Origin of the sequence: Ferribacterium limneticum, assembly GCF_020510565.1 — a bacterium.
GTDB lineage: Bacteria > Pseudomonadota > Gammaproteobacteria > Burkholderiales > Rhodocyclaceae > Azonexus > Azonexus limneticus_B.
Genome location: NZ_CP075189.1, coordinates 2,994,168 through 3,020,907, shown reverse-complemented (window position 1 = coordinate 3,020,907; position 26,740 = coordinate 2,994,168). Strand labels below are relative to the sequence as shown.

21 protein-coding genes and 1 tRNA gene are annotated in these 26,740 nt (G+C 60.8%); 14 read left to right on the top strand and 8 right to left on the bottom strand.

Features of this window, described 5'->3' with window-relative positions:
• Positions 1-68: 68 nt before the first annotated feature.
• From acs to KI610_RS14375, 12 genes are all read left to right on the top strand, one after another.
• Positions 69-2,033, top strand: a complete 1,965-nt coding sequence (gene acs, locus KI610_RS14430; protein WP_226495659.1) for an acetate--CoA ligase — start codon at positions 69-71, stop codon at positions 2,031-2,033.
• A 184-nt stretch (positions 2,034-2,217) separates the two neighbouring features.
• Positions 2,218-2,412 (top strand): hypothetical protein, encoded by a 195-nt coding sequence (locus KI610_RS14425; RefSeq protein ID WP_226495658.1) that lies wholly within the window; start codon positions 2,218-2,220, stop codon positions 2,410-2,412.
• Positions 2,413-5,145, top strand: coding sequence for a sensor histidine kinase (locus KI610_RS14420; RefSeq protein ID WP_226495657.1), 2,733 nt, complete (start codon positions 2,413-2,415; stop codon positions 5,143-5,145).
• Positions 5,142-5,513: a response regulator transcription factor gene (locus tag KI610_RS14415; protein WP_226495656.1), complete on the top strand. Its 372-nt coding sequence runs from the start codon at positions 5,142-5,144 to the stop codon at positions 5,511-5,513. Before KI610_RS14420 ends, KI610_RS14415 begins: the two co-directional genes overlap by 4 nt.
• Positions 5,514-5,582: 69 nt before the next feature.
• Complete coding sequence (locus KI610_RS14410; protein WP_226495655.1) at positions 5,583-7,745, top strand: 3'-5' exonuclease; 2,163 nt, start codon at positions 5,583-5,585, stop codon at positions 7,743-7,745.
• Between the two features lie 7 nt (positions 7,746-7,752).
• A complete protein-coding gene (locus KI610_RS14405; protein ID WP_226495654.1) occupies positions 7,753-8,808 on the top strand; it encodes a DUF294 nucleotidyltransferase-like domain-containing protein in 1,056 nt (351 codons plus the stop codon).
• Positions 8,809-8,885: 77 nt separating this feature from the next.
• The gene (locus tag KI610_RS14400) at positions 8,886-10,805 is read left to right on the top strand and encodes a DUF294 nucleotidyltransferase-like domain-containing protein (RefSeq protein ID WP_404827509.1); all 1,920 of its coding nucleotides are present in this window, start codon (positions 8,886-8,888) and stop codon (positions 10,803-10,805) included.
• Positions 10,802-11,473, top strand: coding sequence for a 3'-5' exonuclease (locus tag KI610_RS14395; RefSeq protein ID WP_226495653.1), 672 nt, complete (start codon positions 10,802-10,804; stop codon positions 11,471-11,473). The genes KI610_RS14400 and KI610_RS14395 overlap by 4 nt, the downstream gene beginning before the upstream one ends.
• 8 nt (positions 11,474-11,481) lie before the next feature.
• Positions 11,482-13,518, top strand: a complete 2,037-nt coding sequence (locus tag KI610_RS14390) for a sodium:solute symporter family protein (protein ID WP_226495652.1) — start codon at positions 11,482-11,484, stop codon at positions 13,516-13,518.
• The gene (locus KI610_RS14385) at positions 13,515-13,766 is read left to right on the top strand and encodes a DUF4212 domain-containing protein (protein WP_226495651.1); all 252 of its coding nucleotides are present in this window, start codon (positions 13,515-13,517) and stop codon (positions 13,764-13,766) included. The genes KI610_RS14390 and KI610_RS14385 overlap by 4 nt, the downstream gene beginning before the upstream one ends.
• A gap of 9 nt (positions 13,767-13,775) precedes the next feature.
• Entirely contained in the window at positions 13,776-14,045 is a 270-nt protein-coding gene (locus tag KI610_RS14380; protein WP_226495650.1) for a hypothetical protein, read from the top strand.
• Positions 14,046-14,080: 35 nt separating this feature from the next.
• Positions 14,081-14,171: transfer RNA gene (locus KI610_RS14375), tRNA-Ser, on the top strand.
• Between the two features lie 347 nt (positions 14,172-14,518).
• Here KI610_RS14375 and KI610_RS14370 read toward each other — a convergent pair.
• The gene (locus KI610_RS14370) at positions 14,519-15,082 is read right to left on the bottom strand and encodes an NADPH-dependent FMN reductase (RefSeq protein WP_226495649.1); all 564 of its coding nucleotides are present in this window, start codon (positions 15,080-15,082) and stop codon (positions 14,519-14,521) included.
• Between KI610_RS14370 and KI610_RS14365 the strand changes: the two genes are divergently transcribed.
• Positions 15,081-15,362 (top strand): transaldolase family protein, encoded by a 282-nt coding sequence (locus KI610_RS14365; RefSeq protein ID WP_226495648.1) that lies wholly within the window; start codon positions 15,081-15,083, stop codon positions 15,360-15,362. The genes KI610_RS14370 and KI610_RS14365 overlap by 2 nt on opposite strands.
• On the opposite strand, the gene KI610_RS14360 is transcribed toward KI610_RS14365, so the two are convergent.
• The 7 genes from KI610_RS14360 to KI610_RS14330 form a co-directional block, all read right to left on the bottom strand.
• Positions 15,363-16,094: a S1 family peptidase gene (locus tag KI610_RS14360; RefSeq protein WP_226495647.1), complete on the bottom strand. Its 732-nt coding sequence runs from the start codon at positions 16,092-16,094 to the stop codon at positions 15,363-15,365.
• A gap of 368 nt (positions 16,095-16,462) precedes the next feature.
• Entirely contained in the window at positions 16,463-19,546 is a 3,084-nt protein-coding gene (locus KI610_RS14355) for an ExeM/NucH family extracellular endonuclease (RefSeq protein ID WP_226495646.1), read from the bottom strand.
• A 100-nt stretch (positions 19,547-19,646) separates the two neighbouring features.
• Complete coding sequence (locus KI610_RS14350; protein WP_226495645.1) at positions 19,647-20,129, bottom strand: PEP-CTERM sorting domain-containing protein; 483 nt, start codon at positions 20,127-20,129, stop codon at positions 19,647-19,649.
• A 135-nt stretch (positions 20,130-20,264) separates the two neighbouring features.
• The gene (locus tag KI610_RS14345; protein WP_226495644.1) at positions 20,265-21,014 is read right to left on the bottom strand and encodes an FxDxF family PEP-CTERM protein; all 750 of its coding nucleotides are present in this window, start codon (positions 21,012-21,014) and stop codon (positions 20,265-20,267) included.
• Between the two features lie 29 nt (positions 21,015-21,043).
• The gene (locus KI610_RS14340) at positions 21,044-22,963 is read right to left on the bottom strand and encodes a bifunctional metallophosphatase/5'-nucleotidase (RefSeq protein ID WP_226495643.1); all 1,920 of its coding nucleotides are present in this window, start codon (positions 22,961-22,963) and stop codon (positions 21,044-21,046) included.
• Between the two features lie 97 nt (positions 22,964-23,060).
• Complete coding sequence (locus KI610_RS14335; protein ID WP_226495642.1) at positions 23,061-23,783, bottom strand: PEP-CTERM sorting domain-containing protein; 723 nt, start codon at positions 23,781-23,783, stop codon at positions 23,061-23,063.
• A gap of 198 nt (positions 23,784-23,981) precedes the next feature.
• On the bottom strand, positions 23,982-24,290 hold the full coding sequence (locus KI610_RS14330) for a hypothetical protein (protein WP_226495641.1): 309 nt from the start codon (positions 24,288-24,290) through the stop codon (positions 23,982-23,984).
• A gap of 232 nt (positions 24,291-24,522) precedes the next feature.
• On the opposite strand from KI610_RS14330, the gene KI610_RS14325 reads away from it, so the two are divergent.
• Positions 24,523-26,739: a secretin and TonB N-terminal domain-containing protein gene (locus tag KI610_RS14325; protein ID WP_226495640.1), complete on the top strand. Its 2,217-nt coding sequence runs from the start codon at positions 24,523-24,525 to the stop codon at positions 26,737-26,739.
• The last annotated feature ends 1 nt before the right edge of the window (position 26,740 follow it).

The window sequence follows — 26,740 nt, the reverse complement described above, 5'->3', positions numbered from 1 at the left end:
CGGGGTCAAGCCTGGGATCCAATCGGTTGTTTCAACATAAATTGCGAAGTACCGCAGAGGAGAAGAATATGTCGAATGAGTCCGTGCAGCTAATTTATCCGTCTGACGAAATGGTCAAGAATGCGGCGGTTTCGGGGATGGATGCCTACAGGGCGCTGTGCGCGGAAGCGGAAGCCGACTACCCCGAGTTCTGGGCCAAGCGCGCCCGTGAAATGATCACGTGGAAGCAGCCGTTCACCCAGTCGCTTGATGAATCCAACGCTCCGTTTTTCAAGTGGTTTGCCGATGGCAAGCTCAACGTTTCTTACAACTGCCTCGATCGTCAGGTTGAAGCCGGTCTGGGCGAAAAAGTCGCCATCATCTTTGAAGCCGACAATGGCGAAGTAACCAAGGTTACTTACAAGGAATTGCTCTCCAAGGTTGCCAAGTTCGCCAATGCACTGCGCGGCATGGGTGTCAAGAAGGGTGATCGCGTCGTCATCTACATGCCGATGACCGTCGAAGGCATCTGCGCCATGCAGGCTTGTGCCCGTATCGGCGCCATCCACTCCATCGTTTTCGGCGGCTTCTCTGCCCAGTCCCTGCGCGATCGCATCAACGACGCCGGCGCAGTGGCCCTGATCACTTCCGACGGCCAGTTCCGCGGTGGCAAGGCCATCCCGCTCAAGCCGATCGCTGATGAAGCCTTCGCCATGGGCGGTTGCGAGTCGGTCAAGAACGTCATCGTCTTCAAGCGCACCGGCGCCGAAGTCAATATGGTTGCCGGTCGTGACACCTGGTTGCACGACGCTGTTGCAGGCCAGTCCGACGTCTGCGAACCGGAATGGGTTGAAGCCGAACACCCGCTGTTCCTGCTCTACACCTCGGGTTCCACCGGCAAGCCGAAGGGTGTTCAGCACTCCACCGGCGGCTACCTGCTGCACGCCATCATGACCATGAAGTGGACCTTCGACATCAAGCCGAACGATGTCTTCTGGTGCACGGCCGACATCGGCTGGGTCACCGGCCACACCTACATCACCTACGGCCCGCTGGCCTGCGGCGCTACCGAAGTCGTTTTCGAAGGCGTCCCGACCTACCCGGATGCCGGCCGTTTCTGGAAGATGATCCAGGATCACAAGGTTTCGATTTTCTACACCGCACCGACCGCCATCCGTTCGTTGATCAAGTCCTCCGACAACAACGCGGCTGTGCATCCGAAGAGCTACGACCTGTCTTCGCTGCGCATCCTTGGTTCGGTCGGCGAGCCGATCAACCCGGCAGCCTGGACGTGGTACTACGAAAACGTTGGCGGCGGCCGTTGCCCGATCGTCGATACCTTCTGGCAAACCGAAACCGGTGGTCACATGATCACCCCGCTGCCGGGCGCAACCCCGCTGGTTCCGGGTTCCTGCACCCTGCCGTTCCCGGGCATCCAGTTCGCCGTGGTCGATGAGACCGGCGCCGATCTGCCGTGGGGCCAGGGCGGTATCCTGGTCTGCAAGAAGCCGTGGCCGTCGATGATCCGCACGATCTGGAACGACGATGAGCGTTACGTCAAGTCCTACTATCCGCAAGACTTCCAGGGCAAGTACTACCTGGCTGGCGATGGCGCGATTCGCGACAAGGACACCGGTTACTTCACCATTACCGGCCGTATCGACGACGTGCTGAACGTTTCCGGTCACCGCATGGGTACGATGGAAATCGAATCCGCGCTGGTTGCCAACCCGCTGGTTGCCGAAGCTGCCGTTGTCGGCCGTCCGGATGACCTGACCGGTGAAGCCATCGTCGCCTTCGTGGTGCTCAAGGGCTCCCGTCCGACCGATCCGGAAACCGCCAAGAAGCTGATCAAGGAACTGTCTGATTGGGTGGGCAAGGAAATTGGTCCGATCGCCAAGCCGAAGGACATCCGTTTCGGTGACAACCTGCCGAAGACCCGTTCAGGCAAGATCATGCGTCGTCTGCTGCGCGGTCTGGCCAAGGGCGAGGAACTGACGCAAGACACCTCGACGCTTGAGAACCCGGCTATTCTGGAACAACTGAAGGGCTAAAAAAGCCTCGTTCCAGCATGAGCCAGGAGGCGGCGAACTTGCCACGCTGCCTCCAAAGACTATAAGGCAAGGAGGAGACAATGGTCGCCCAAAAGGTGGCCTCCCGTGTAGTCGCATCAGACTATATGCCAACAACGGCTGGCACGCTTGGCGTGCCAGCCGTTCCCTTTTCTGGGATGGGGTCGTGAAAAGAGCCAATCCAACCCGCCAGCGACTGGCAGCACTTGGTCTGCTCGGCGTACCGCTGCTGACCTATCCGCTGCTCAACCTGCCGGGCGGCGAAGTGGGAGATATCCCTGCGACCTATCTGTATCTGTTCGGCGTCTGGGCCGGACTGATCGCGCTGGCGGCCTGGGTGGCCGAGAAGCGGGGTTCGTAGATGCTTTCCGGCTGGTTCGTCGCGCTCCTCGCCACGGCCTATCTCGGGCTGTTGTTCGCCGTCGCGCGTTTCGGCGATGCTAGGGCCGATGCCGGCAAGTCGATCATCTCAGCCAATGTTTATGCCCTGTCGCTGGCCGTTTATTGCACCTCGTGGACTTTCTACGGCAGCGTTGGCCGGGCCACCTCCGGCGGGCTGTCCTTCTTGACCATTTATCTTGGCCCGACGCTGATGCTGCTCTGCGTCGGCGTCATCATCAAGATGATCCGCATCAGCAAGGCCCAGCGCATCACCTCGATTGCCGACTTCATCGCCTCGCGCTACGGCAAGAGCCAGTTGCTGGCCGGCATGGTGACGGTGATTGCGGTGATTGGCGTCGTGCCGTACATCGCCCTGCAACTCAAGGCGATGGCGGCCAGTGTCGATGTGCTGCTGGAGCATTCGGTAAGTGGCGTAGAGGTCTGGGGGCTCGACTCCACCTTCCTGATTGCCGTCGTGCTGGCCTTCTTTTCGATCCTCTTCGGGACGCGCCATCTTGATGCGACCGAGCGCCACGAGGGCATGGTCGCTGCCGTGGCTTTCGAGTCGGTGGTCAAACTCATCGCTTTCATGGCGGTCGGCCTCTTCGTCACTTACGGCATGTTCGGCGGGCTTGGCGATCTGTTCCAGCGGGCGGCGGCGAGTGCCGATCTCGGGCGCTTGCTGCAGCTTGATTCCGGGCGGGCGGGAACGTGGACGGCGCTGATCATCCTTTCCGGCCTGGCCATCATTTTTCTGCCGCGTCAGTTCCAGATCATCGTCGTCGAGAACGTCGATGAATCGCATCTCAAGCGCGCCGTCTGGCTCTTTCCGCTTTATCTGCTGTTGATCAACATTTTTGTCCTGCCGCTGGCCCTTGGCGGCCTTCTGCATTTTGACGGGCAGGGGGTCAATCCCGACACCTTCGTGCTGACCCTACCGTTGGCCCGTGGCGCCGAGGCGCTGGCCTTGCTGGCTTTCATCGGCGGTCTGTCGGCAGCGACCGGCATGGTCATCGTCGAAACCATCGCCTTGTCGACCATGGTCTGCAACGACCTCGTCATGCCTATATTGCTACGGTCAACCGGAAAATTCGTCGAAAAACGAAAAGATCTTTCCGGCCTGTTGATCGGCATCCGGCGCGCCGCCATCGCCCTGATCCTGCTTCTTGGCTACATCTATTTCCGTGCCGCCGGAGAAGCTTACGCCCTCGTCGGCATCGGCCTGATTTCCTTTGCCGCGGTCGCCCAGTTCGCGCCGGCCATGTTCGGCGGCATGTACTGGAAGCAGGGCACGCGGGCTGGTGCGGTGGCCGGCTTGCTGGCCGGCTTTGTCGTCTGGTTGTACACCTTGCTGCTGCCGTCCTTTGCCAAATCAGGCTGGATGCCGAGCGGTTTTGTCGAACACGGTTTGTTCGGCCTCGGCTGGCTCAAGGCGCAGGCGCTGTTCGGGCTGGCCGGGCTGGACGAGATTTCGCATTGCCTGTGGTGGAGCATGCTGGCCAATATTGGCGCCTATGTCGCCGTGTCGCTCAATTCCAAACCGGATGCGGTCGAGGCCAGCCAGGCCGAGCGTTTCGTCGATGTCTTCCGCTTCGATTCGCGCAATACCGAGGCGCTGTTATGGCGTGGCAAGGCCTCGCCCGATGCGCTGGTCCAGTTGCTCGAGCGCTTTCTCGGGGCGGCGCGGGCGCGTCAGCAACTGGCCGCCTATGCCAGTTCCCGGCGCGCCGGGCATTGGCGCGAGCTGCCGGCCGATGCCGATTTCGTCCAGTTTGCCGAGTCTGAACTGGCTGGCGCCATCGGCTCGGCCAGTGCCCGGGTCATGGTCGCTTCGGTCGCCCAGGAAGAGGATCTCGGCCTCGAAGAGGTGCTCGACATTCTCGACGAGGCGACGCAGGTCCGCGCCTACAGCCACGAACTCGAAGGCAAGCAGCGGGAGTTGGAGGCAGCGACCACCGAACTGCGCGAAGCCAACGAGCGCCTGCGCGAACTCGACCGCATGAAGGACGACTTCATTTCGACGGTGACGCACGAGTTGCGTACGCCGCTCACCTCGATCCGTGCGCTGTCCGAAATGCTGCACGAAGACCCGCGTCTCGAACTGACCGACCGCAAGCGTTTCCTCGGCATCATCGTCAATGAAGCCGAGCGGCTGACCCGGCTCATCAACCAGATTCTCGACATGGCCAAGATGGAATCCGGGCGGGCCGAATGGACGACCGGCGAAGTCGATATGGGGGAAGTGGTGCGCGAATCGATGGCCTCGCTCGAACAGTTGTTCCGGGATAAAGACGTGGCGCTCGAAGGCGATATTCCGACCTCCGCGCCGGTCGTGCAGGCCGACCGCGACCGGCTGACCCAGGTCATGATCAACCTGTTGTCGAATGCCGTGAAGTTCGTGCCGGGTGGCAGCGGCCGGGTTCAGGTCAGGCTTTCCAGCGGGGCCGGCCTGGTTCGCGTCGAAGTGCGCGACAACGGCCCGGGTCTGACGGCAGAAGAATGCAGTGTCATTTTTGAAAAATTCCGTCAGGGTGGCAACACAATGACGGACAAACCGCAGGGAACCGGTCTGGGCCTGCCAATCAGCCGCCAGATCGTGGAATATTTTGGTGGTAATCTCTGGGTTGAAAGCGCGCCCGGAGCCGGAGCGAACTTCATTTTCACGGTGCCCTTACCGGCACCGGACGATAACAGTGGGAGACAAACCGCATGACCAAGAAAATCCTGATCGTTGATGACGAACCCAACATCGTCATCTCCCTTGAATTCCTCATGAAAAAAGAAGGCTTTGCCGTCGCCGTCGCCTGCGATGGCGAAGAGGCGCTGGCCAAGGTGGCGAGTTTCGCGCCGGATTTGATCCTGCTCGACGTCATGATGCCGAAGAAGTCCGGCTTCGAAGTCTGTGAAGCCCTGCGGGCCGACCAGAAGAATGCCGGCGTACTGATCGTCATGCTCACCGCCAAGGGACGCGACACCGAAGTGGCCAAGGGCCTGGCCATGGGCGCCGATGCCTACGTCACCAAGCCGTTTTCGACCAAGGATCTGGTGGCCCGGGTGAAAACCATGCTCGGCATCGTCTGAGGGCGGACTCCCACGGTCAACCGGAAATAACGGCCAAAATCGAAAGCCAAATTTGTTGGAATGCACGCCATGAAGGCTAAACAACGTTTGATCGTCGCGGTGATTGTTCTCGGTCTGCTCATGACCGGCCCGTTTGTCGTCACCTCGCTGCTCGTCTGGCTCGACATGAAAGAGGCCGAGCGCACCCTGCTGACCAATCTGCTGGTTTCCCGGCTGCCGGTCGGGACGATGATGACCCTGTTCGGCTTTGCCCTTGGCGTCGGCGTGCTGCACAAGCTGTTCAAGCAATACGTCGAAGGCTTGCTGCGGATGGCCGAAACGCTGCGCCTGATGCTCGGCGCCAACCGCAATTTTCGCGTGACCATCGAAGGTCCGCCGGAAGTCCAGCAACTGGCCCAGGCCGCCAACGACCTGGCCCAGCAACGCGACGCCCTGATGGATGACGTCGATTCGCAGATCGCCACGGCCAAGGCCTCGGTCGAGGAAGAAAAGAACCGGCTGGCAGCCCTGATGTCCGAACTGGCCCAGGCCGTCGTCGTGTGCAATCTCGACGGTCGCATCCTGCTCTACAACAACCGCGCCCGCCTGCAGTTCAAGGCTCTGTCGCAGGGGCCGACCTCGGTCGCCGGCGGCGCCCTGATCGGCCTCGGTCGTTCCATTTTTTCCATTCTCGAAAAGAGCCAGGTCGATCACGCCGAGGAGGTCATTCGCCAGCGCCTGTCCGCTGGCAAAACGGCGATTTCCAACTTCATCACGACGACGCGCGGCGGTCAGCTGCTGCGCGCCCAGATGGTGCCGGTGCTCGCTGCCTCGGGCGACGAGGGCGAGGCGGCAATGTCGGGCTACGTGCTCACCGTCGAGAACATCACGCGCAGCATCGAGGAAGAAGAGCGTCGCGACCAGGCGCTGCATTCGCTGACCCAGGGCAGCCGTTCATCGATCGCCAATATCCGCGCCGCCGTCGCCAACCTGCTGGATTACCCCGACATGGAGCCCGAACTGCGCGAGCGTTTCCTCAGGGTCATCGACGACGAAGTGGCCAAGCGCAGCCAGGTCATCGACCAGACCATGAGCCAGTTCTCCGACGCCATGAAGACACGTTGGCCGCTCGAGGACATTCTCGGTATCGACATCATCGCCGCCGCCCAGCGCCGTATCGAAGACAAGCTCAAGTTGCCGAGCAAGATGGAAGAGATTGACGATGCCCTGTGGATCAAGGCCGACAGTTTCTCGCTGGTTTTCGCGCTGGTCAGTCTGGCCTCCAAGCTGCAGGACCACTACGAACCGCGTGAGCTGCGCTTCCGCCTGACCTCAGCCGGCAAGCTGGCCTATCTCGACCTGATCTGGGCCGGCCCGGCAATGTCGTCGGAAACTTTCTACACTTGGGAAATGGAGTCGATGCAGATTGGCAGCGAAAGCTCGCCGCTCAGCCTGCGCGATGTCATCGACCGGCATGGCGGCGAAATCTGGTACGAGCGCGAAAAGGCCGCGCACCGCGCCTTCTTCCGTTTTGTGCTGCCGGTGGCCGTGCCCGAACTCGAGAGCGAACCGGAAGAGCGCAGTCGCGGCAAGGGGCGGCCGGAATACTACGATTTCGACCTCTTCAAGTTCGAGGACAAGAGCATCGACCTCGACCGCAAGCTGTCCGATCTGACCTACACCGTGTTCGATACCGAAACGACCGGCCTGGAACCGTCCAAAGGCGACGAAATCATCCAGATCGGTGCCGTCCGCATCGTCAATAACCGGCTGCTCCGCCAGGAAGTCTTCAACCAGATTGTCGACCCTGAGTGTCCGCTCAAACCCGAGTCCATCCCCATCCACGGCATCACCGAAGACATGGTGCGCGGCAAGCCGAACATCGATGTCATCCTGCCCGCCTTCCACGAATTCTGCGAAGATACCGTGCTGATCGCCCACAACGCAGCTTTCGACATGCGTTTCCTGCAACTCAAGGAAGAGCGGACCGGCATCCGTTTCACCCAGCCGGTACTCGACACGCTGCTGCTCTCGGCCGTCGTTCATCCCAATCAGGAATCGCACAAGCTCGACGTCATTCTCGAGCGCCTGGGCGTTAGCATCGGCACCCGGCACAACGCGCTCGAAGATGCGCTGGCGACCGGCGAAGTCTTCCTGAAACTGGTCAAGCTGCTCGAAGACATGGGCATCGTGACCGTTCGCCAGGCGCTGGCAGCGGCCGAGAAAACCTATTTCGCCCGAGTGAAATATTGAGGCCGGCGTGAATACCGACTTTACGCTGCCCTGCCGGCAGCAACTCGAACTGGTGACGGCGCTGCAGTCGCTGTCCAGCCTTGATGCCGCACCGGCACTCGCCGGGCGCCTGCGCGAATACCTGCTGTCCGTGGCGGGAAACGGCTTCGACGGCCTGGCCGCGACGCGCCTGATTTCGGTCTTCAATGACCGTCTGACGAGCAAAGTCATCGAATTGACCTCCCGCCGCCATCGTCTGCCGCCGGTAGCCTGGTGCTGGCTGGCGCTGGGTTCGGAAGGACGGCATGAACAGACTTTCGTCACCGACCAGGACAATGGCCTGATTTTCAACGCGACCAGCGAGCAGGAGGCAGCCGCCCTGCGCCAGATCTTCCTGCCTTTTGCTCAGGAAGTTAACCAGCATCTGGCCGACTGCGGCTTCGCCTTGTGTACCGGGCAGATCATGGCCGGCAACCCGGCCTGGTGCCTGTCGCTTGAAGAGTGGCGCGAGAGGTTCATCGACTGGGTGCGTCGCCCTGAGCCTGAAGCGCTGCTCAACGCCAGCATCTTTTTCGATCTGCGTCCGCTGTTCGGCGAACTCGCCCTGGGCGAAAAATTGCGTACTCTGCTGCTGTCGATGACGGAGGCCACGCCATCCTTCCAGCATCTCATGGCAGCCAATGCGCTGCAGGCCGATGTGCCACTCAATTTTCGTGGCGACATTGCGGTGGGCGAGGGCGACAGCGTCGATCTGAAAAAGTACGGCAGCCGGATATTTGTCGATGCAGCGCGCATCTTCGCGCTTTCTTCCGGAACAAAGGCGGTCAATACGTCGGAACGCCTGCGCCAGGCCGGCTTATCGGTTGGTATGCCGGAGGTGGAAATTGCTCCGGTCGACGCCGCTTTTTCGCAAATTTTGCGCTTGCGTCTAGCCCAACAGATCGACGCCGCAAGCCGAGGGGAGCCCGGGGGGTATGGCCTGAAACCCGCCGCGCTGCATGACATCGATCGGGCCATCTTGCGCGAGGCATTGAAACAGGCCAAACGTCTGCAACAGCGTCTCAAGTTAAACTATGCACTCTAGAAAATGAGGTTGTCGTGACTACGCAACAGCAAACAGGGCAGGAAAAAGAACAAGAACAGGTCGTTGGCCAGGTGGAAATGTCGCTGCGTCACGATGGGCGCAGCCGAATGGCTGGCAACACGCAGGCTTTCCTGCGCAACCATGCACCGTTCAACAAGATGCAGCCGGACGCCCTGCAACACTTCGCGGAGAAGGCGCAGATCGTCTTTTATGCCGCCGGCAGCGAGATCGTCGGGCCGGATTCGGGCAAGGTTCGTTTCTTCTACCTCATTGAATCGGGCAAGGTGCAGGCGCGCCAGGCCGGCGAAGTGACGGTCACCGAATACTCCATCCTCAGCCTCGGCGCCGGCGAGAGTTTTCCGATCGGTGCCGTCACGGCCGGCCGGCCATCGACCAATCTGTACACGGCCGTTGAAGACACCTTCTGCTACCAGTTGCCGGCCGAAGATTTCCTGGTCTTGCTGACCTCCAGCCCGGAATTCAACCTGTTCTGCACGCGCTACATCGCCAGCCTGCTCGACCAGTCGCGTCGCCAGTTGCAACTGCAGTTTTCCCAGCGCGCCAGCGAGCAGCAGACACTCAATTCACCGCTGGCCGGCATCGGTTCGCGTTCGCCGATCACCGTGTCGCCGGAAACTCCGTTGCGCGCCGCGCTGGAAACCATGTCGAAAGCCGGTGTCGGTTCGCTGGTTGTTGCCGGTGACGACCGCAAGGCCGTTGGCGTCTTTACGCGGACCGACCTGCTCGATCGCGTCGTGCTGGCTGAACTGCCGCTGACCACGCCAGTCGGCCAGGCGATGTCGCCCAATCCGTTCATGATCGAAGAGCATGCCACGGCCTACGACGCGATGTTTGCCATGGCGACGCATGGCATTCGCCACGTGCTGGTTACCGATGCCGAGGGCAAACTGACTGGCGTTGTTTCCGAGCGCGACCTGTTCTCGCTGCAGCGTGTCGGTTTGCGCCAAATCCGCCAGTCGATCGATGGCGCCCGCAATGTCGAGGCCTTGCAGCAGGCGGCTGCCGATGTTCGCCAGCTGTCGTTCAACATGCTGGCCCAGGGAGTTGGCGCCGAGCAACTGACTCAGTTTATTTCGGCGCTAAACGATGCGCTGACCCGTCGCGTTATCCAGCTCAACCTCGAAAACCACAATTTCGACGGCATCGAATGGGCCTGGCTGGCCTTCGGTTCGGAAGGGCGCGACGAGCAGACCTTCAGCACCGACCAGGATAACGGCATCGTTTTCGCGCCGCCGGAAGGTGCTGCGGTCGACGCCTTGAAGCAGCGTTTTCTGGCCTACGCGCTCGACGTCAACAACGACCTCGACCGCGTCGGCTTCCCGCTGTGCAAGGGCAACATCATGGCGAGCAACCCGCAATGGTGTTTGACGCTTGAGGAGTGGAAAGACCAGTTCGGCAACTGGATACGCATGCCGCAGCCTGATGCGCTGCTCAACGCCACCATCTTTTTTGATTTCCGCGCGCTCTATGGCAAGTCCGAACTGGCCGATGCGATGCGCCGCCACCTGCTGGCGCAGACGGCATCGAATCCGATGTTCCTGCGTGCAATGGCCAAAAATGCCCTCGACGTCGAGCCGCCGCTCGGCAAGATTCGCGATTTCCTGACCGACCTCGAACCAGGGCATCCAGGCAAGATCGATCTCAAGAAATACGGCTCGCGTATTTTTGTCGACGTCGCCCGCATCTACGCCATGGCCAGCGGCGTGCACAACACCAATTCGATCCAGCGCCTGCGGCTGGCGGCCCAACGCCTGTCGATCCGTAGCGACGAGATCAACGCCGTGCTCGAGGGGCTCAACTTCATCCAGTTGCTGCGCCTGCAGCACCAGTATCTTGAAGGCGAACCAGGCACGCAGGGTGACAACCTGATCGATCCGGACACGCTCAATGAACTGGACCGCCGCATTCTGAAAGAATCCTTCCGTCAGGCCCGCAAGATCCAGACGCGCCTCAAGCTCGATTACCAGGTGCAATGACCATGCTCAGCCTCAAGAAATTCCTGTTCCGGGGCGGCGCGCCGGCCAATCTGCCGGATGATGTGCGGGCTTCGCTTGAAGTCTGGCGCGCCAGCAAGGCGCCGCCGCTCGACGATCTGCACTTCCACACCCGCTACGTCGTGGTCGACATCGTCAGCAGCGGTTCGAATCCCGAAAGCGACCAGTTGCTAAGCATCGCGGCGAGTTCAGTGTGGAAGGGAGCGATCCAGCCGGATGACACCTTCTACCTGGATTTTTCGACGCTGGACGGTGAGGGTTCCACGGTCGACCGGGAATTAACGGCATTTTTGCTGTTTGTCGCCAAGGCGCCGCTGGTTACTTATCACATCCCCTACGTCGGCGGCTTCCTGCAACGCGCCTTCAAGGAGCGGCTGGGCGTCGACTTTCAGCCGCAGTGGGTCGATCTGGCCTGGCTGTTGCCGTCGATGTTCGAGGACAAGGGCGACTCGGTCATGCCGCTCGACCACTGGATCGATGTCTTCGGTCTCGATGCAGGGACTGGCCGGCGCGATGCGATGGCCAACACGCTGCTGCTCGCCCGCATCTTCCAGATGATGACGGTGCGCGCTGTCGGCAAGCAGATCGATACGGCGACTCACCTCATCGACGAATCGCGGGCGAGCAGCTTCCTGCGGCGCACTCACTAGAATCCCGGATGTTTGCTTCACTGACCAGACTGCAGCGCTATTACCTGTATTACACCGGCGGCTTCCTGTCGTTCATCGGGGCGCTGGCGGTTCTTGAGCAACACGGCATGCCGCCGCGCTGGATCGGCTATGCCTTCCTGTGTTTCACCATTTCGATGTACGCGCTGATCGGCATTGCCTGCCGGACCTCCGATGTCTCGGAGTATTACGTCGCCGGGCGGCGCGTGCCGGCTTTCTTCAACGGTATGGCGACCGGTGCCGACTGGATGAGCGCCGCGTCTTTCATTGGTCTGGCCGGTACGCTTTACCTCTCGGGATTCCAGGGGCTGGCCTATGTCATCGGCTGGACTGGCGGCTTCGTGCTGGTCGCGCTGCTGCTCGCGCCGTATCTCCGACGCTTCGGTCAATACACCATTCCCGATTTTCTCGGTGCCCGCTATGGTGGCAACGCGATTCGCCTGGTCGCCGTCGCGGCCGCCATCCTTGCCTCCTTCGTGTACGTGGTAGCGCAGATTTATGGCGTCGGCGTCATTACCAGCCGCTTCGTCAGCCTGCAATTCGAGATTGGCGTCTTTGTCGGTCTGGCCGGCATCCTCGTTTGTTCGTTTCTGGGTGGCATGCGGGCGGTAACGTGGACGCAGGTTGCCCAGTACCTGATCCTGATCATTGCCTATGTGACGCCGGTCGCCATCCTGTCCTACAACGTCACTGGCAATCCGGTGCCGCAACTGGTCTACGGCCAGGTACTTCAGCAAGTCACCAAACTGGAAAATCGCTTGTTCCAGAGCCCGGTAGAGGTGGAAGTCCGCGAGCTATATCGCGAGCGCGCCGACCTCTATGCACAGAAGATCATGCAGTTGCCGCAGTCACTGAATTTCGAACGCGAACAGCTATCGACGCAGATCAACCAGCTCAAGGCCAGCGACGCCCAGATGCGGGATATTGTCGCGCTGGAAAGGCAGTATCGGGACTTGCCGCGCGATCCTGAACAGGCGAGGGTCCGTTGGGAAAATGCCATGTTTTCGGCGGTTGACCGTAGCAAAACGCCGATTCATCACGCCGAGGCCTTTCCCGGCGAGACGGTCGAGGAGCAGAACATCATGCGCGTCAATTTTCTCGCGCTGATCTTCTGCCTGACTGTCGGAACAGCCGCCTTGCCGCACGTGCTGACCCGCTACTACACGACGCCCACCGTTCGTCAGGCGCGCGAATCGGTGTTCTGGTCGCTGTTGTTCATCCTCTTGCTTTACATCACCGCACCAGCCTACGCGGTCTTCGCCAAGTACGAGGTGCTGTCCCACCTGGCCGAAATACCCATCACCAAATTGCCCGGCTGGGTGGCCGCCTGGGCCAAGATCGGGCTGGTGAGCATCGAGGACATCAACGCCGACGGTATCCTGCAACTGGCTGAACTATCGCTTAATCCGGACGTCATCGTGCTCGCCACCCCGGAAATCGCCGGCATGCCCTACGTGGTTTCCGGCCTGGTCGCGGCCGGCGGTCTGGCCGCTGCCCTGTCCACCGCTGACGGCCTGCTGCTGACCATTACCAGCTCACTGTCGCACGACGTTTATTACCGGATTTTCCGTCCCGATGCGTCGACACAATTCCGGCTGGTCATCTCGAAATCGATGCTGCTGGTCGTCGCCATTCTTGCCGCCACGGTCGCCGCCCAAAAACCAGGAACAATCCTGTCCATGGTTTCCTGGGCCTTTTCCATTGCCGGTTCGGCCTTCTTTCCGGCGCTGGTTCTCGGCATTTTCTGGGAAAGGGCGACCCGGGCCGGCGCGCTGGCCGGCATGGTCGTTGGCATTCTGCTGTCGATCTATTACATCATTCGCGTCGAATTCGACAGCATCCCCATCCTTGGGATCAGTGGTTTTGGCATGGAGCCGTGGTTTCATATTCAATCGACTTCCAGCGGCCTGTTTGGTGTCGCGGCCGGTTTCATGACGATCATCGTGGTCAGCCTGGTTACCAAACAGGACCCTCGGGCCGCCAGTTTCCTCAACACCATCCGTTTCCGGAACGGAGATGGGCCGTGATCCTGAAAGCCGAACTTCACTGGCGTAAAACGCGGCGCCTGACCTTCACCCTCATTTGCCTCTGGCTATTCATAACCTTTGGCTTGACCTGGTTCGCCCGAGGCATCAACGAGGTTGTCATCCTCGGCTTTCCGCTTGGTTTTTACATGGCCGCTCAAGGCGCCCTGGTCCTCTACCTGTTGATCATCTGGTGGTACAACCGGCAGATGAAAAAACTCGATGCGGAATTCGGTGTCGAGAACGAGTGAGCCGTAGCGGTGAGTCTTTTCCTGATCAGCGCTCTGCGGGCGATTATCGAAATGCTGGGCCTGTGCCTTCTCGGCCAAGGGATGATGTACTTGATTGCGGGGCGGAAGAGAGCGAGCAACCGCGTCTACCAACTTTTTTCCCTGATTACCCGTGCACCTCGCCGGATTGTGGCAGCCGCCCTGCCACGTTCGGCAAGTGGTCTTCTCATCGGCGGCTTAACCTTTGCAATTGTCCTGATACTCTGGCTGGGACTCGCTTTTGTCCGAAAGTTTGTTTGACCAAGCGGCCTCTTCTGCTACAATGCGCGGCTTCCGGAGGGGTGGATGAGTGGTTTAAGTCGCACGCCTGGAAAGCGTGTGTAGGGTAATCCCCTACCGCGGGTTCGAATCCCGCCTCCTCCGCCAGTATTCAGCAAGGCCCAATTTCCAAATCTGATCTATAGATTGCGAAATTGGGCTTTTTGCATTTAAGCCAAGTATTTACGCAACTGCTAACCCAAATCAGGGACTCTTTATGGAGACATCCTCCTGCCAGGTCTTGGATTTATGTCTGGGCAGGTGGTGGCTGGAAGCGGTATGTGGCCGAGGGTTATCGATTTGAGTGACTTCTGTAGCTGTTTTGGCTGCCACCAGGCATCAAGGCTCCACCCCCGTATTTCAGTTTTGGCTCTTTTTTCCGGTTGACCGTGGGAAACATAGAGACTTGCTGCGCCCGGTGTCCGACGGTCGCGGTTTGTCGGATTAGCCTGCCGTCACCCAGTTGTCCGGCGAACCGATTTTTCCAGCTGCACCAGCGTGTTCAACAGTTTCTTGATGAGATTGCGGCTTCGCTCGTCGGTCAGGACGCCGTTCTGGTCGAATCGTTCAGCCGCGTTGCCGATCATCACTTCGGGTTGAACGACGACCGGCATGTCGAGGGCGACCAGGATTTTCCGGAGATCGTATTGGGCGCGGGCGGTGCCGAAGTTGCCGATGGAAACGCCCATGATGGCCGCTGCCTTGCCCTGCCAGGCGCTTTGGCCGTAGGGTCTGGATCCCCAGTCGAGGGCATTTTTCAAGCCGCCCGGTAGCGAGTAGTTGTATTCCGGTGTGGCAAACAGGATTGCATCCGCCGCCATGATCTTTTGCTTGAATTCAAGCACGGCGGCCGGCGGTGCCGTTTCGTCATCCTGATTGAACACCGGAATGCCCAGGAGGCTCACTGTTTCCAGTGATACGCCTTCGGGCAGCAGTTCCTGCGCGGCTTTCAGGGCGAAAGCGTTGTACGAGTCTTTGCGCAGACTGCCCACGATGCCCAGAATTTTCAGCTCGCTCATGTTATTTCTCCTTGAGGCGGTTTCGAGTTTGACGGACAGGGTGATCGGAGCGTTCAATAGTTTTGATACCGGGCATTCATCTTGGACGATCTTGGCGACGCGTTCCCGGCATGGCCTGGTCGGGTTCGACAACTTCCCGATCAAAGCGCCGGCCACGGTTTTCGGAATCGAGGCTTTTTTCCGGTTGACCGTGGAAGGCCTCCCGGTGACCGTCACGTTGATCTTGTGTCTGCGCTGTCAGGAAGAAAGTCATGGCAGGTCCGAAGACCTGAAACCCTGATTACCGCTCGGTCAGTTTGAGCAGGATGTCGGCGTACCAGGCCCCGTTCAGACCCAATGCCTCGTCCTCGATCAGGTCGCGATTGCCGACATCGAAGCGGGAAGAATGAATGCCGAGCAGCATCCATGGCAGATCGCCGTGGGCCGGCTTGGTCTTGGCAATGCGCATGACGACAGGTGCGCCACTGCTGCCGCGATGGGTGCGCGCATCGGTCAGAAAGAAACCTTCCCCCTGAAAGCGCAGGCCGAATGACGAGGCGATGATGGCATGGCGGACCACCGGCGTATGGTGCAGGGCGTCATGAAAGCCGAGCGGGAAGCCGACGATGAGCAATGATGAGCCGACTTCGACATGATCGAGACTGGTTAACAGGTGCTGCGGACTGAAGGCACGATAGACAGCCGTCTTGGGCAGGGCCTTGCGGTTGATCTCGATGACCGCCACGTCGATTTCCCCGGCGGCGTCCAGTCCCTGGCGCCAGAGGCTCTTGCCATCGCGGTAGAGCGGAATCGAAAAGCCTGTCGATTCGGCGATATTCGCCGCATTGGTGTGCAACTCGATCTCGATCCGGGTCGGGAAATGCTTGCTTTTCTTGTCGAACACCACGTGGTGGCTGGTCACCAGAAACAGGCGCCCGTCGCGCTCGAAGAAAAACCCGCTGGCGTTGGTCAGCAAGATCTTTTCATTGAAAGTCGAGATACGGGCAGCGGCGAGTAATAGCGGTTCGATCATGGGTCTGGGCGCTCGGTTGGAGATTCAAGACATAGCCACTTTACGGCCGGTTTCCCGTGTGCAGGCACACGCTTGTGCCGGAACATCCGGCAGCCAGCCTTAGTGTAGCCCATGCACGCGTCGTCGATGTGCGCCAGCGAACGGTACCAGGGCGGCCATGCTCACAAGCCGAAGGATCGATTCATCGGGCATGCCCGAGAGAAAGCAAAGCTGTGCCCGCCCCCTCGACAAAATTTTGTTTTATCGAGGGGCGGGCAGACAGGGCCTGAGTGGTCAGCTCCTTGGTATGCCCGGAGCTGACATGGCTAGCGCATGCCTAGCCGATCAATCGAGCATTTCCCAAAAAGGAAACAGGCGTTCGTCGATGCTCAAAACCCGAAGTTGCCGGGGATGGCAACGGCGCAACTCTGGTTCTTCAACAGTACGAGGTTACGGCTGACAGCGCTGCCGGCGGCATCGGGATCAATGCCGATCATGGCGTCGGCGCCAACCGTTTTGCAGGTGACGTAGCCGCCGGCAATCGGATTGGCGATGTTGATGCCGAGGGATTGCAGAAGCTGGGTCAGCACGACACGGTCGACGCCCGGTTGGAAGTCGGTAATCGTATCGACGCCATCGCGCAGGCTGGTGAACACGAACTGGTCGGCCCCGGCGCCGCCGGTCAGCGTATCGGCCCCGATGCCGCCGGTAATCACATCGTCGCCGGGGGTGCCGACAAGCTTGTCGCGGCCGGTCGTGCCGCCGATCTGCTTGAACAGATTGAGGCCGATGACCACCGGGTCATGGTCGGACGAGCGATAGACCGTGTTGCTGTAGTAGTCTGGGCCGCAGGTGGCGCAGGCCGGCTGCTTGAACTCGGTGTTGTAGTCGATGATGGCCGGCTCGTCGGCGTTGATGCGCCAGTGTTTGGCACCGGCGATCTGGGCGCTCAGGCTGGGGGTGGCCAGGGCGTGATCGAGGTAACCGGCTTCGCCATCGAAGACGTAGGAGTAGCCGAAGCTGTCGAAGCGGGCCACCTGATCAACGTATCCGGCATTGGTGAAGTTGAGGATGGGGTCTTCCTTGCCGTAGGCATTGAGGTCGCCGATGACGATGACGTCGCTGTCACCGCTACTCGCCTGAAGGTTTTGCACGGTGTTGCGCAAGGCTTGTGCTTGCTGGGTACGTACATCGTTCCAGCAACCCTGGCCATCGCCCTGATCAGCATCATTGCCGGATGTCGGGCAGCTGCCCTTCGACTTGAAGTGATTGACCACGACGCTGAACTTCTCGCCATTGGCCGCAGCGAAGGTTTGCAGCAAAGGCGGCCGATTGTGGATCGGGTCAGTATCCGAAATGGCCTGTCCAACCGGGGTGACCGCAGCACTCTTGTAGATCAGCGCAACGCGGATCGCATCGTCGCCGATGCTGCCGTTGATGTTGGTGACGGCGGTGTACACCTGGCTGCCGTAGGCTGCATTGAGGGCGGCGACCAGGTTCTGGACGGCGACCGCAGCGTTGTTCTGGATTTCCATCAGGCCGACCACGTCGGCATTGAGCGCCTTGATGGCATTGACGATTTTGGCCTGCTGGCGGGTGAACTCGGCGGCATTGTTGGCACCCCGGCAGTTTGCAGCGGCAGAGGCGCCGCCCAGCGAACAGCCCTGGCCGCTCTGACCATCGGCCGTCTGGCCGTTGGTGAAGGTGGTGAAATAGTTGAGGACGTTGAAGCTGGCCACCTTGATGTTCCCGCCGACGGCTTCCGGGCCGGTCGTCCGCGGATTGGTCCGGCTGATGGCCGGTGCTTCCGTTGGCTGGAGACGGTAGTCGCTGAGGCCGGAACTGGTGCTGGTGGCCAGGCCGTAGTCGATGACGCCGGTCAGGCCGTTGATGCTGTCGCCGGCGCGAACGGTGTTGTCGGCTGCCAGATATGGCGTCGGGTTGACGTTCTGCAGGCTGGAGCCATCGTCGAGCAGGAGACGGCGGCGGGCATTGTCGTCGGCCATCGCCAGGGCTTCGGCGCTACCCGCCGGGTAACGGTTGGTCGGCTTTTCCAGGCGGCCGCCAGCGGCTACCGTCAGTTGGCCGTAGCGCCCAAGGAAATAGTTCTGGCCGATGGTGAGCGGGCCTTCGATATGGACCAGCATGCCTTCGTAGTGCTCAAGATCGCCTTCGACGGCTTCCGGGAAGGCGATGGTGGTCGGTGCGATGCTGATGCCGGAAGCGAGCACGCTGACCGCCGGGCTGGTCAATTCGGTGAGCGGGTTGGCGACGGCTTCGGCCCCGGTGCCGACGGCGTATTCGGCTACTGTCGCGGCGACGCGGACGCGCTGGCCAAGTTGTACGGTAGGGGCGCTACCGGTATAGACGTAGATGCCTTCGGAGGTGGTCGGGTCGCTGTCCGGCGTTTCGTCCTGCATGAAGAAACCGCTGTTCATCACCTTGGTGACCACGCCCTGCGTCGTGACCTGCTGGCCAACCAGCGGGCTGGTTGCGCCGCTGCCCTGAATGGCGTGGATCGGCGTCGTGCCGCTGATCAAGACGTTCACCGTGCAACTGGCGGTCTGTGCCTCGTCGTTGGCGAAATTGACGGCGACGGCGTAATTGCCGGCGGCGACGCTGCTGGCGACATTCAGTGCGACCGTCGCTGCTTCGCCGTCGGCGTTGGCCGCGGTCAGCGTCCCGAGCGTGAAGCCGGCCGGGGCGTTGGCGGCCAGGCTGGCGGCATTGACGCGGCTGTCGGTATCGCTGGCGCTGAGCAGGACACTGCCAACTTCACCGGCGGCCAGGCTGCTGGCCGGGCAGGCGGTGATGATCGGGGCATTGGCCGGGGTGCCACCACCACAGACGTTGAAGCTCGTGGCGGTGTTGCGCGGTGCCGGGCTGCCGGTGGTGAAGTCGGTGCTGTTGTTATTGCTGTCGGTACAGCCGTTTGCTGCGCGCAGGGCGGCCGTGGTGTTGCTCAGTGCAACACCGGTATTGGCTGTTTCGTAGCCGTTCGGCGTCGTGCCGAAGCCGACCAGATCGACGACGCTGGCGCTGCCGACGGGATTGGCGCCACTCAGCGCCGTGGTCGAATTTACCAGCGCGACCTTGCCGTTGGTCGCTGACATCGGGATTGTGCCAATCGCATCAGGCGTCGGCAGGCTGGCAGTGCCGCCTGCGCCGACAGCTTCCTGCACCAGGTAGTATTGGCCGGGTTGCAGCATTACATTGGCAAGAGCAGAAACCTGCCAGGTAGTGCCGGTCGCCGAGCCGTACTGTACCGACCAGCCGGCCAGGCTGACCGGGCTGACGCCAGCGTTGAAGAGTTCGACGAAATCGTTTTTCAGCGTCGCGCCGCTATTGCCGCCTCCGCCGTACACCTGTGAAATGACGACGCCAGCGGCAAAGGCCGGCAGGGTTGAGGCCATCAAGCTGGCCGCAATGATGTTGCGGGCGAAGCGGTGGCGGGAATCGGGACGGATTTTCATGGTGTCTCACTCATGGCGAAAAGGTTGGATAGGCTTTTTTGATCAGGGAAGGGGCCAAAAAATGGCTCCCGCAGGAGCCATTCTCTGAATGCAGTGCTGATCAGGCGGCCTGGGAACGGCGGCGGGCGACCACACCCATCAGGCCAAGACCGGCGAGCAGCATGGCGTAGGTCTCGGGTTCGGGAACCGCGGCGTAGATTACGTCGGCGGAGCTCAGGCCATCGGTGACGTAGGCATCGCTGGTGTTAAGCAGGCCGGGAACGAAGGTCATGGAGTCATTTGAATACGACAGGCCAAGGAAGGCACCGTTGTAGTAGGAGACATCCGGCGGGCCCCAGGCATCAAGCAGCGAGTAGCTGACATCGTTGTAGGTCATCGAGAGGCTCGAAACCGGGGCAACCGTGAGTAGCGGCTCGACTGCATTGAAGATCGCCAGTAGCGAGTCGTCGAAGCTGAAGCTGCCGGAGAACTGGATGGAATTCAGCGTGCCCAGGAATGAATAGCTTTGGGTGGTGGCCTGCGCAGCCGGCAAGGCAGCGAACAGCATGGCAACGATGGTGGTGATGCGAAGTAACTTGGACACAAGAATCTCCTGGGAGCAGAGCGGCGGGGCGGCATTTGGAAATTGGCCAAAATTTCCGGTTGACCGTGGAAGAGTGGCGGGGGGTGTAAAAAAACCGCACGGGCCGGGTAGCCCGTACGGTTTCACCGGCATGGATCAGCGGCTGCTACGGCGACGGGCAACGCCGGCGATCAGGCCAAGACCGGCCAGCAGCATGGCGTACTGTTCCGGCTCCGGGACGGCGGTGACCGTGAAGTTGCCGCTCATCATGCCGGTCAGGCTGGCATCGATCGGGCCGCTGGCGTTCATATGAACGCCTTGGGAGGCCGACAAGACAATGATGTCGCCGGCTTGAGCCGCGAAAGCGAAATTGACGTTCTGGTCGGCAAACTGTTTGGTCGTGAAGTTGGCCAGAATGTTGCTGCCCTGAGAGACGCGAACACTGGTCTGAAACGTACCTTCGGAAGAGCCAACCAGCCCGCTGAAGGTGGAGGACAGCCCGGCGAAGCTGACGTTGACCTGCGGGCCGATATCACCGGCGTCGGCTACCACTTGCAACTGAACCGTCTTCTCGACAGCAGTGGCGATACCGTAATACTCGATTGGATTGGCGGAGCTGAAGCTGACTGAAGTCGTCAGGTCGAGGAAGCTACCACCGAGAAAGCTGCCAGAGGCATTGCCGCTATGCTCGTAGTCGGTGGTGGTTTCGATAGCGCTTACCGCCGTTCCAAAATCGTTTCCACCGGAAGTGTAGTCGCCGTTGAAGTTGAAGTCAGTGAAATCGACGGTGCCGGAATAGCGGCTGGTAGCGTTGTAGTTAAGCACTTCGAAGTGGGCAGCTTGCGCGGAAGCGCAGCCGATCAGCAGCAGGGAGGCAAGCAGGGGTTTGAGCAGTTTGGTTTTCATGATGAGGCTCTCTAAATGGGGTCAGTTGATCAGTTCTTGACGATGCGGTTCTGCGGGCCCGGGGCGACGCCGCTCGGGTTGGCCTGCAGGTACTTCTCGAAGGCATCGGTATCGACTTCGCCGCCAAGGCGGTCGGTACCGTTCTTGAGGACGCCGAAGGCATCGCCGCCATCAGCCAGGAAGCTGTTGACCGTGACGCGGTAGCTGGCAGCGGAATCGACCGGAACACCATTCAGGGTCATCGACGTAATGCGGGCGTTACAGGCATTGGCGGCGGTGTAGGCGTAGCTGAAGCCGTTGGAGATCTGCAGGATGCGTTCCTGGGTCTGGCCGTTGCAGCCGTTGAACTGGGTTTCCAGCGCCGTCTTGATCTGCTCGCCGGTCAGGGTCAGGGTCACCAGGGAGTTGCCGAAGGGCTGGACGGTGAAGGCATTGCCGTAGGTCACCGCACCATCGTAGGCAAAGCCGGCGGAAGCCAGGTTGTACGGCAGATCGGCACGGATGCCGCCCGGGTTCATCATGGCGATGACGGCGCTACCGGTCGCGGCGCTGGACGTGGCGGCCAGTTGCGCGTCGGCGATGACGTCGCCGAGGGCCGATTCGCCGGCAGCGTTATTGGTCTTGGTGATGCCGGTGGTGATCTTGCCGATGACGCGGCCGGCCGGGACGGCGGCGGATGCATCGTAGTGGGCGACGAGGTCGGTCAGGGCCGGGTCTTCGGCTGTCGTTGCACCGGTGCCGGTGACCAGATTGGTGGCGGCGATGCTGAGGACGTTCTTCGTCTTGGTGTCGATAACCATGTCGATGTCGGTCAGGTTGCGGCCGTACTGGCCGGCCGACGTGACGCGCACCGGCTGGCCGGCGCTGTTGTTGATCAGGCAGTTGTAGGCAGCGTGCGTGTGGCCGGAGATCACCAGGTCCACTTCCGGATGCAGGCGATTGACGATATCGACGATCGGACCGGAGATGCCGGTGCAGTCGTTGATGTTGGACGTGGTGTCGAAGCCACCTTCGTGGATCAGCACGACAACGCTCTTGATGCCCTGGGCCTGCAGGGTCGGGATCAGCGCATTGACAGTGTTGGCTTCGTCGCGGAATTCAAGACCGGCAACGCCGGAAGGCGAGACGATGGTCGGCGTGGCTTCGAGGGTCATGCCGATGAAGGCGACCTTGTTGCCGAGGAAGCTCTTGACGCCGTAGGCCGGGAAGACGGTGCTACCGGAATCGGTTTCAACAACGTTGGCCGACAGGAAGTCGAACTTGGCGCCGGCGAATTCGCCATCCTTCAGGTCTTGCGGCAAACCGCTACCGGAGAACGGGTCGGTCGGGTGGTTGCCACCCTGCTTCATGCGCAGCAGTTCGGCCTTGCCTTCGTCGAATTCGTGGTTGCCCACCGAATTGAAGTCGATGCCGATGCGGTTCATCGCTTCGATGGTCGGCTCGTCCTTGAACAGGGCGGAAGTCAGCGGGCTGGCACCGATCATGTCGCCGGCGGAAACGACGGCGTTCAAGCTGTTCTGGGCGCGCAGGGCCTTGATCCTGGTGGAGAAGCGGGCAACGCCCGGGTTGCTCGACGAGCCTTCACCAGCCTTGATGTAACCGTGGAAATCGTTGAAGCCGATCAGCTTGACCTTGACCGAGTTGCCGATGCCGGAAGCCTGGGCTGCGGCCATCAACTTGTTGCGCTCGATGGCGCTGATCTTGCCAGCCTTCAGAAGGTCGAAGCTGACCTTGGAGACGTGCGCCAGAAAGGTGGCCTGACTGCCCCACTGTTGCTCATCATCGAGGATCTGGTCGTCGATGGTGCAGGTGCCGGCCACGGCGCGATTGCTCACGCCGGAGTTGTAGGTGCCGAAGGTAACGCTGGTCGAAGCGTCGGGGCAGGCGGCGAAGGCCGGGGCAGCGAAGGCGCTGGCCAGAACGAGGGCCAGGGTGGAAAGCTTGAACATGAAAATCTCCTTGGGGCAGCGGCCAATCATCGATTCGGCCGGCTGTTTCGAATGTGGCCCGACCGGAGCGGAAAACCCCGGTCGGTTGTCGTGGGCCTTAGCGGTTGCTTTGGCGGCGGGCGATAAGACCCATCAGGCCGAGACCGGCGAGGAACATGGCGTAGTTTTTCGGCTCGGGGACGGCCATCACGCTGAATGACGTAGTGTCCGGGACCATTGCGGCTTGATCACCACCCACGGTTATTACCCAGTTGGCGCTGTTGTTGATCAGGCTAGCGTAAGCGGAATACGTCGTCTGGCCGCTGCGCGGGCCGATATAGGCGGCGTAATCGGTACTGTTGGTCACCACCACGGCGGTGCTGCCGGCAGCCAGGCCGGCAGGCGCCAGGTTGGTTGCGCCTTCGCTGGAGATGCCGGCCAGGAATGAGGTCGGGCTGGTGGCGCTGGCGCCAAGATAGGCGTAGATCGTTTCGTTGGTGGCGTTGATCCCGTTGTCGCCGGTGCCTGTGATGGTGCCGGAAGTGGCGGCGCGGGTTGCCTTGTCTACCGCCGAGAAGCGGACGAGGCTGCCGGCAACGATGTTGGCGGCGCCGGTATCCCAAGTCATATAGCCTTCGCCGGTATTGAAGGCACTGCCGTTCCACTCGTTGTCGGAAAAGTAGATGGTGGAATTGGCGGCGATGTCAGAAAGCGCAACGATGGACCAGCCATCCTCGTCAGCATTGAAAGACGTGAAGGCGATGTCGCCGGCCGACAGTGCAGCGTGAGCGTTGACGCCGGCCGCAGCCAGCAGAAGAGCGAGAACAGTCTTGCGAATCATGGTTTTCCCCGGGGCGTATGGTTGAAGTCGATTCCGATAACGATCTTCGGATGAACATCAGCATATGCATCCGGCGTGACAGCAATTGCCTTGCCGGGGAGGATTAATCTGAGCCGAATGGACTAGATTCTGGTGTTGCCTGAAACAAAACGGGGAAGCTTGGCTTCCTCGTTTTGTTCATGTGTTGCCCCCGCCGTTTCAGGCCTGAAAGCGGGCCATGATTTCACCGTGCTGGCGCCACAGGCGACGCAGGCCTTCGACGCCGAGGTCTTCGCTGCTGCTGGCTTCAAGCCGATAAAGCAGAACCATCATGGCGCGCAGTTCCTGGCAGATCTGCGGATCGATACTTTCGCTGCGCGGGTTGGTCGCGTCGGCATCGAGAAAGTGGCGAACCGATGAACGATCGCCCAGGTCAACGCCGCATTGCGGGGCGAGTTGGGCAATCAGCCGGCGCAGGGCCTGCATGTCTTCGGGCGGATAGTGGGTGTCGGAAACTGGGCGCTTCATCGGTCTCTCCCTTCGTCGTGGCCGGCGCTGGCATGCCGGCCTGATGTCAGGAGAGTATTGCGGCCGCAGGTTTCAGCCGTATGAAGCGTGGCGCGGGATTCGAATGGTATATTTCCTTGTCTTTAACAAGGCTGTAATGCTGTCTTCCTAGGATAATAAGATTTTGTCACGGTTCAACTCGATGCAAATCCGATTCGATAGTGCTTTGAAGCAAGGCTCGATTTTGCTGTTCATGGCTGTTGTACTGGGCGGGTGCTCCCATCCGGCCTACCGGGACGGCCTTGATTACATGGCGGCCGGCAAGAAGGAGGAGGGCGTCGCCTCTCTGGAAAAAGCTGCCCGTGACCGGCCCCGTGATGCCGAGATCAAGGCGGCCATGATTCGCCACAAGGGCGAGTCGGTCGATGCCTACCTCGATGACGCCGATCGCCAGCGCTCTGCCGGCAAGCTCGATGCAGCCGAAGCCGCCTACCGGCGTGCGCTCGGTATCGATGGACGGAATACCCGGGCCACGCAAGGCCTGGAGCAACTTGCGGTCGACCGGAAAAACGCCGCCAGTTTGGCCCAGGCCGAACAGTTATTGAAGAAGGGCGACCTGCTCGGCGCCGAGCGCGTGGTACGTACCGTACGAGCCCAGGACACGCTCAATCCGCTGGCGCGCAAGCTGCAGCAACAGATCGACGTGTTGCGCGAGAAGGAAATGAATCCGTCGGCCAACCCGGCCGTCAAGGCAGCGCTGGCCAAGCCGGTTGTGCTGGAATTCCGCGATGCGACACTGAAATCGGTCTTCGAAGTGCTTTCGCGCTCGTCCGGCCTCAATTTCGTGTTCGACAAGGACGTCAAGGGCGACACCAAGGTGACTTTCTTCGTTCGCAACAGCCCGCTCGAAGACATCCTCAATCTGATCATGAAGACCAATCAGCTGGAAAAGCGCCAGCTCAATGACAACAGCTTCCTGATCTACCCGAACACGCCGGCCAAGGCCAAGGAGTATCAGGAGCTGGTGGTGCGCAGCTTCTATCTGGCCAATGCCGACGTCAAGCAGGCGCAGATCCTAGTCAAGACGGTGGCCAAGAGCAAGGACGTCTTTGCCGACGAAAAGCTCAACCTGCTCATCGTCAAGGACACGCCGGATGCCATGCGGCTGGTCGAGCGGCTAATCGAATCGCTCGATCTGGCCGAGCCGGAAGTGATGCTGGAAGTCGAGATTCTGGAAGTGACGCGTAGCCGGTTGCATGAGATTGGGGTGGATTGGCCGGACAGTGTTAGTTATGGCGCGCTGCAGGCTCCTCAGTCGACCACTGTGTTGGTCAACGGTGTTCCGCAGAGTATTAGTACTACGGCGGGTGGTACGCTGGCGCAAGGCTTTCTTGATCTCAGGAAGACCTCAGGCCTGACCAGCTTTGTCGCCAACCCCGGCCTGACCCTCAATCTCAAAGGCCAAGTCGGCGATACCAACGTTCTGGCCAACCCGCGCATTCGCGTCAAGAACCGCGAGAAGGCGAAGATTCACATCGGCGACAAGCTGCCGATATTCACCACCACCTCGACGGCCAACGTCGGCGTTTCCGCCTCGGTGACCTATCTTGATGTCGGCCTCAAGCTCGATGTCGAATCGAACGTTACGCTCGACGACGAAGTGTCGATGAAAGTCGCCCTGGAAGTCAGCAGCATCGTCAAGGAAGTGGCTGGACCCTCCAGTTCGCTGGCCTATCAGGTTGGGACGCGCAGCGCGAGCACCACGCTGCGTCTGAAAAATGGCGAAACCCAGGTACTGGCCGGTCTGATCAACGATGAGGAGCGCAAGTCCACCAGCCACATCCCGGGACTCGGCGAGATCCCCATCATTGGTCGTGCCTTTGGCAGCCAGCGTGATACCTCGGTCAAGACGGAAATCATCCTGCTCATCACGCCGCGCGTGCTGCGCAATATTCATCGTCCCGACTTCGGGCAGCCGGCCTTGCCGTCGGGCACTGAGTCGGCGGTCGGTGCGGCGCCGATGACCATCAAGTCACAGGGCCCGAAATCGCTGGCCGTGGCGCCGCGCGGCGGCGTCGCAGCGGCCGGTGGTGGCACGCCACGGTTCGGCGCGCCGGCTATCGAGCAGGAGCAGCCGGTGCCGCCACCCGTTTTCGAGGGGCTCCAACTTGGCGGGCCGGCTGAGGCTGTCGCTGGCAGCGAGGTGGAAATCAGCGTCATGGCACCGGGGCAAACCAGTGCCCTGATGGTCGATGTGGCCTACGACCCGACGCGGCTCGAGGTGATTCAGCCGGCGGCGGTTGCCCCGGGGCGCATTACGCTGCGCATCGAGCAGGGCAGTGGCAGCCTTCGTCTGCGCGTCCTGCCCGGAGTCAAGGGCGAGACCCGGATCGACGTGACCGGGGCGACGCTGGAAAGCGGCGAGCCTTACTCCGGGGCTGCCGTTTCGCATGCGATCAAGCTGAACTAGC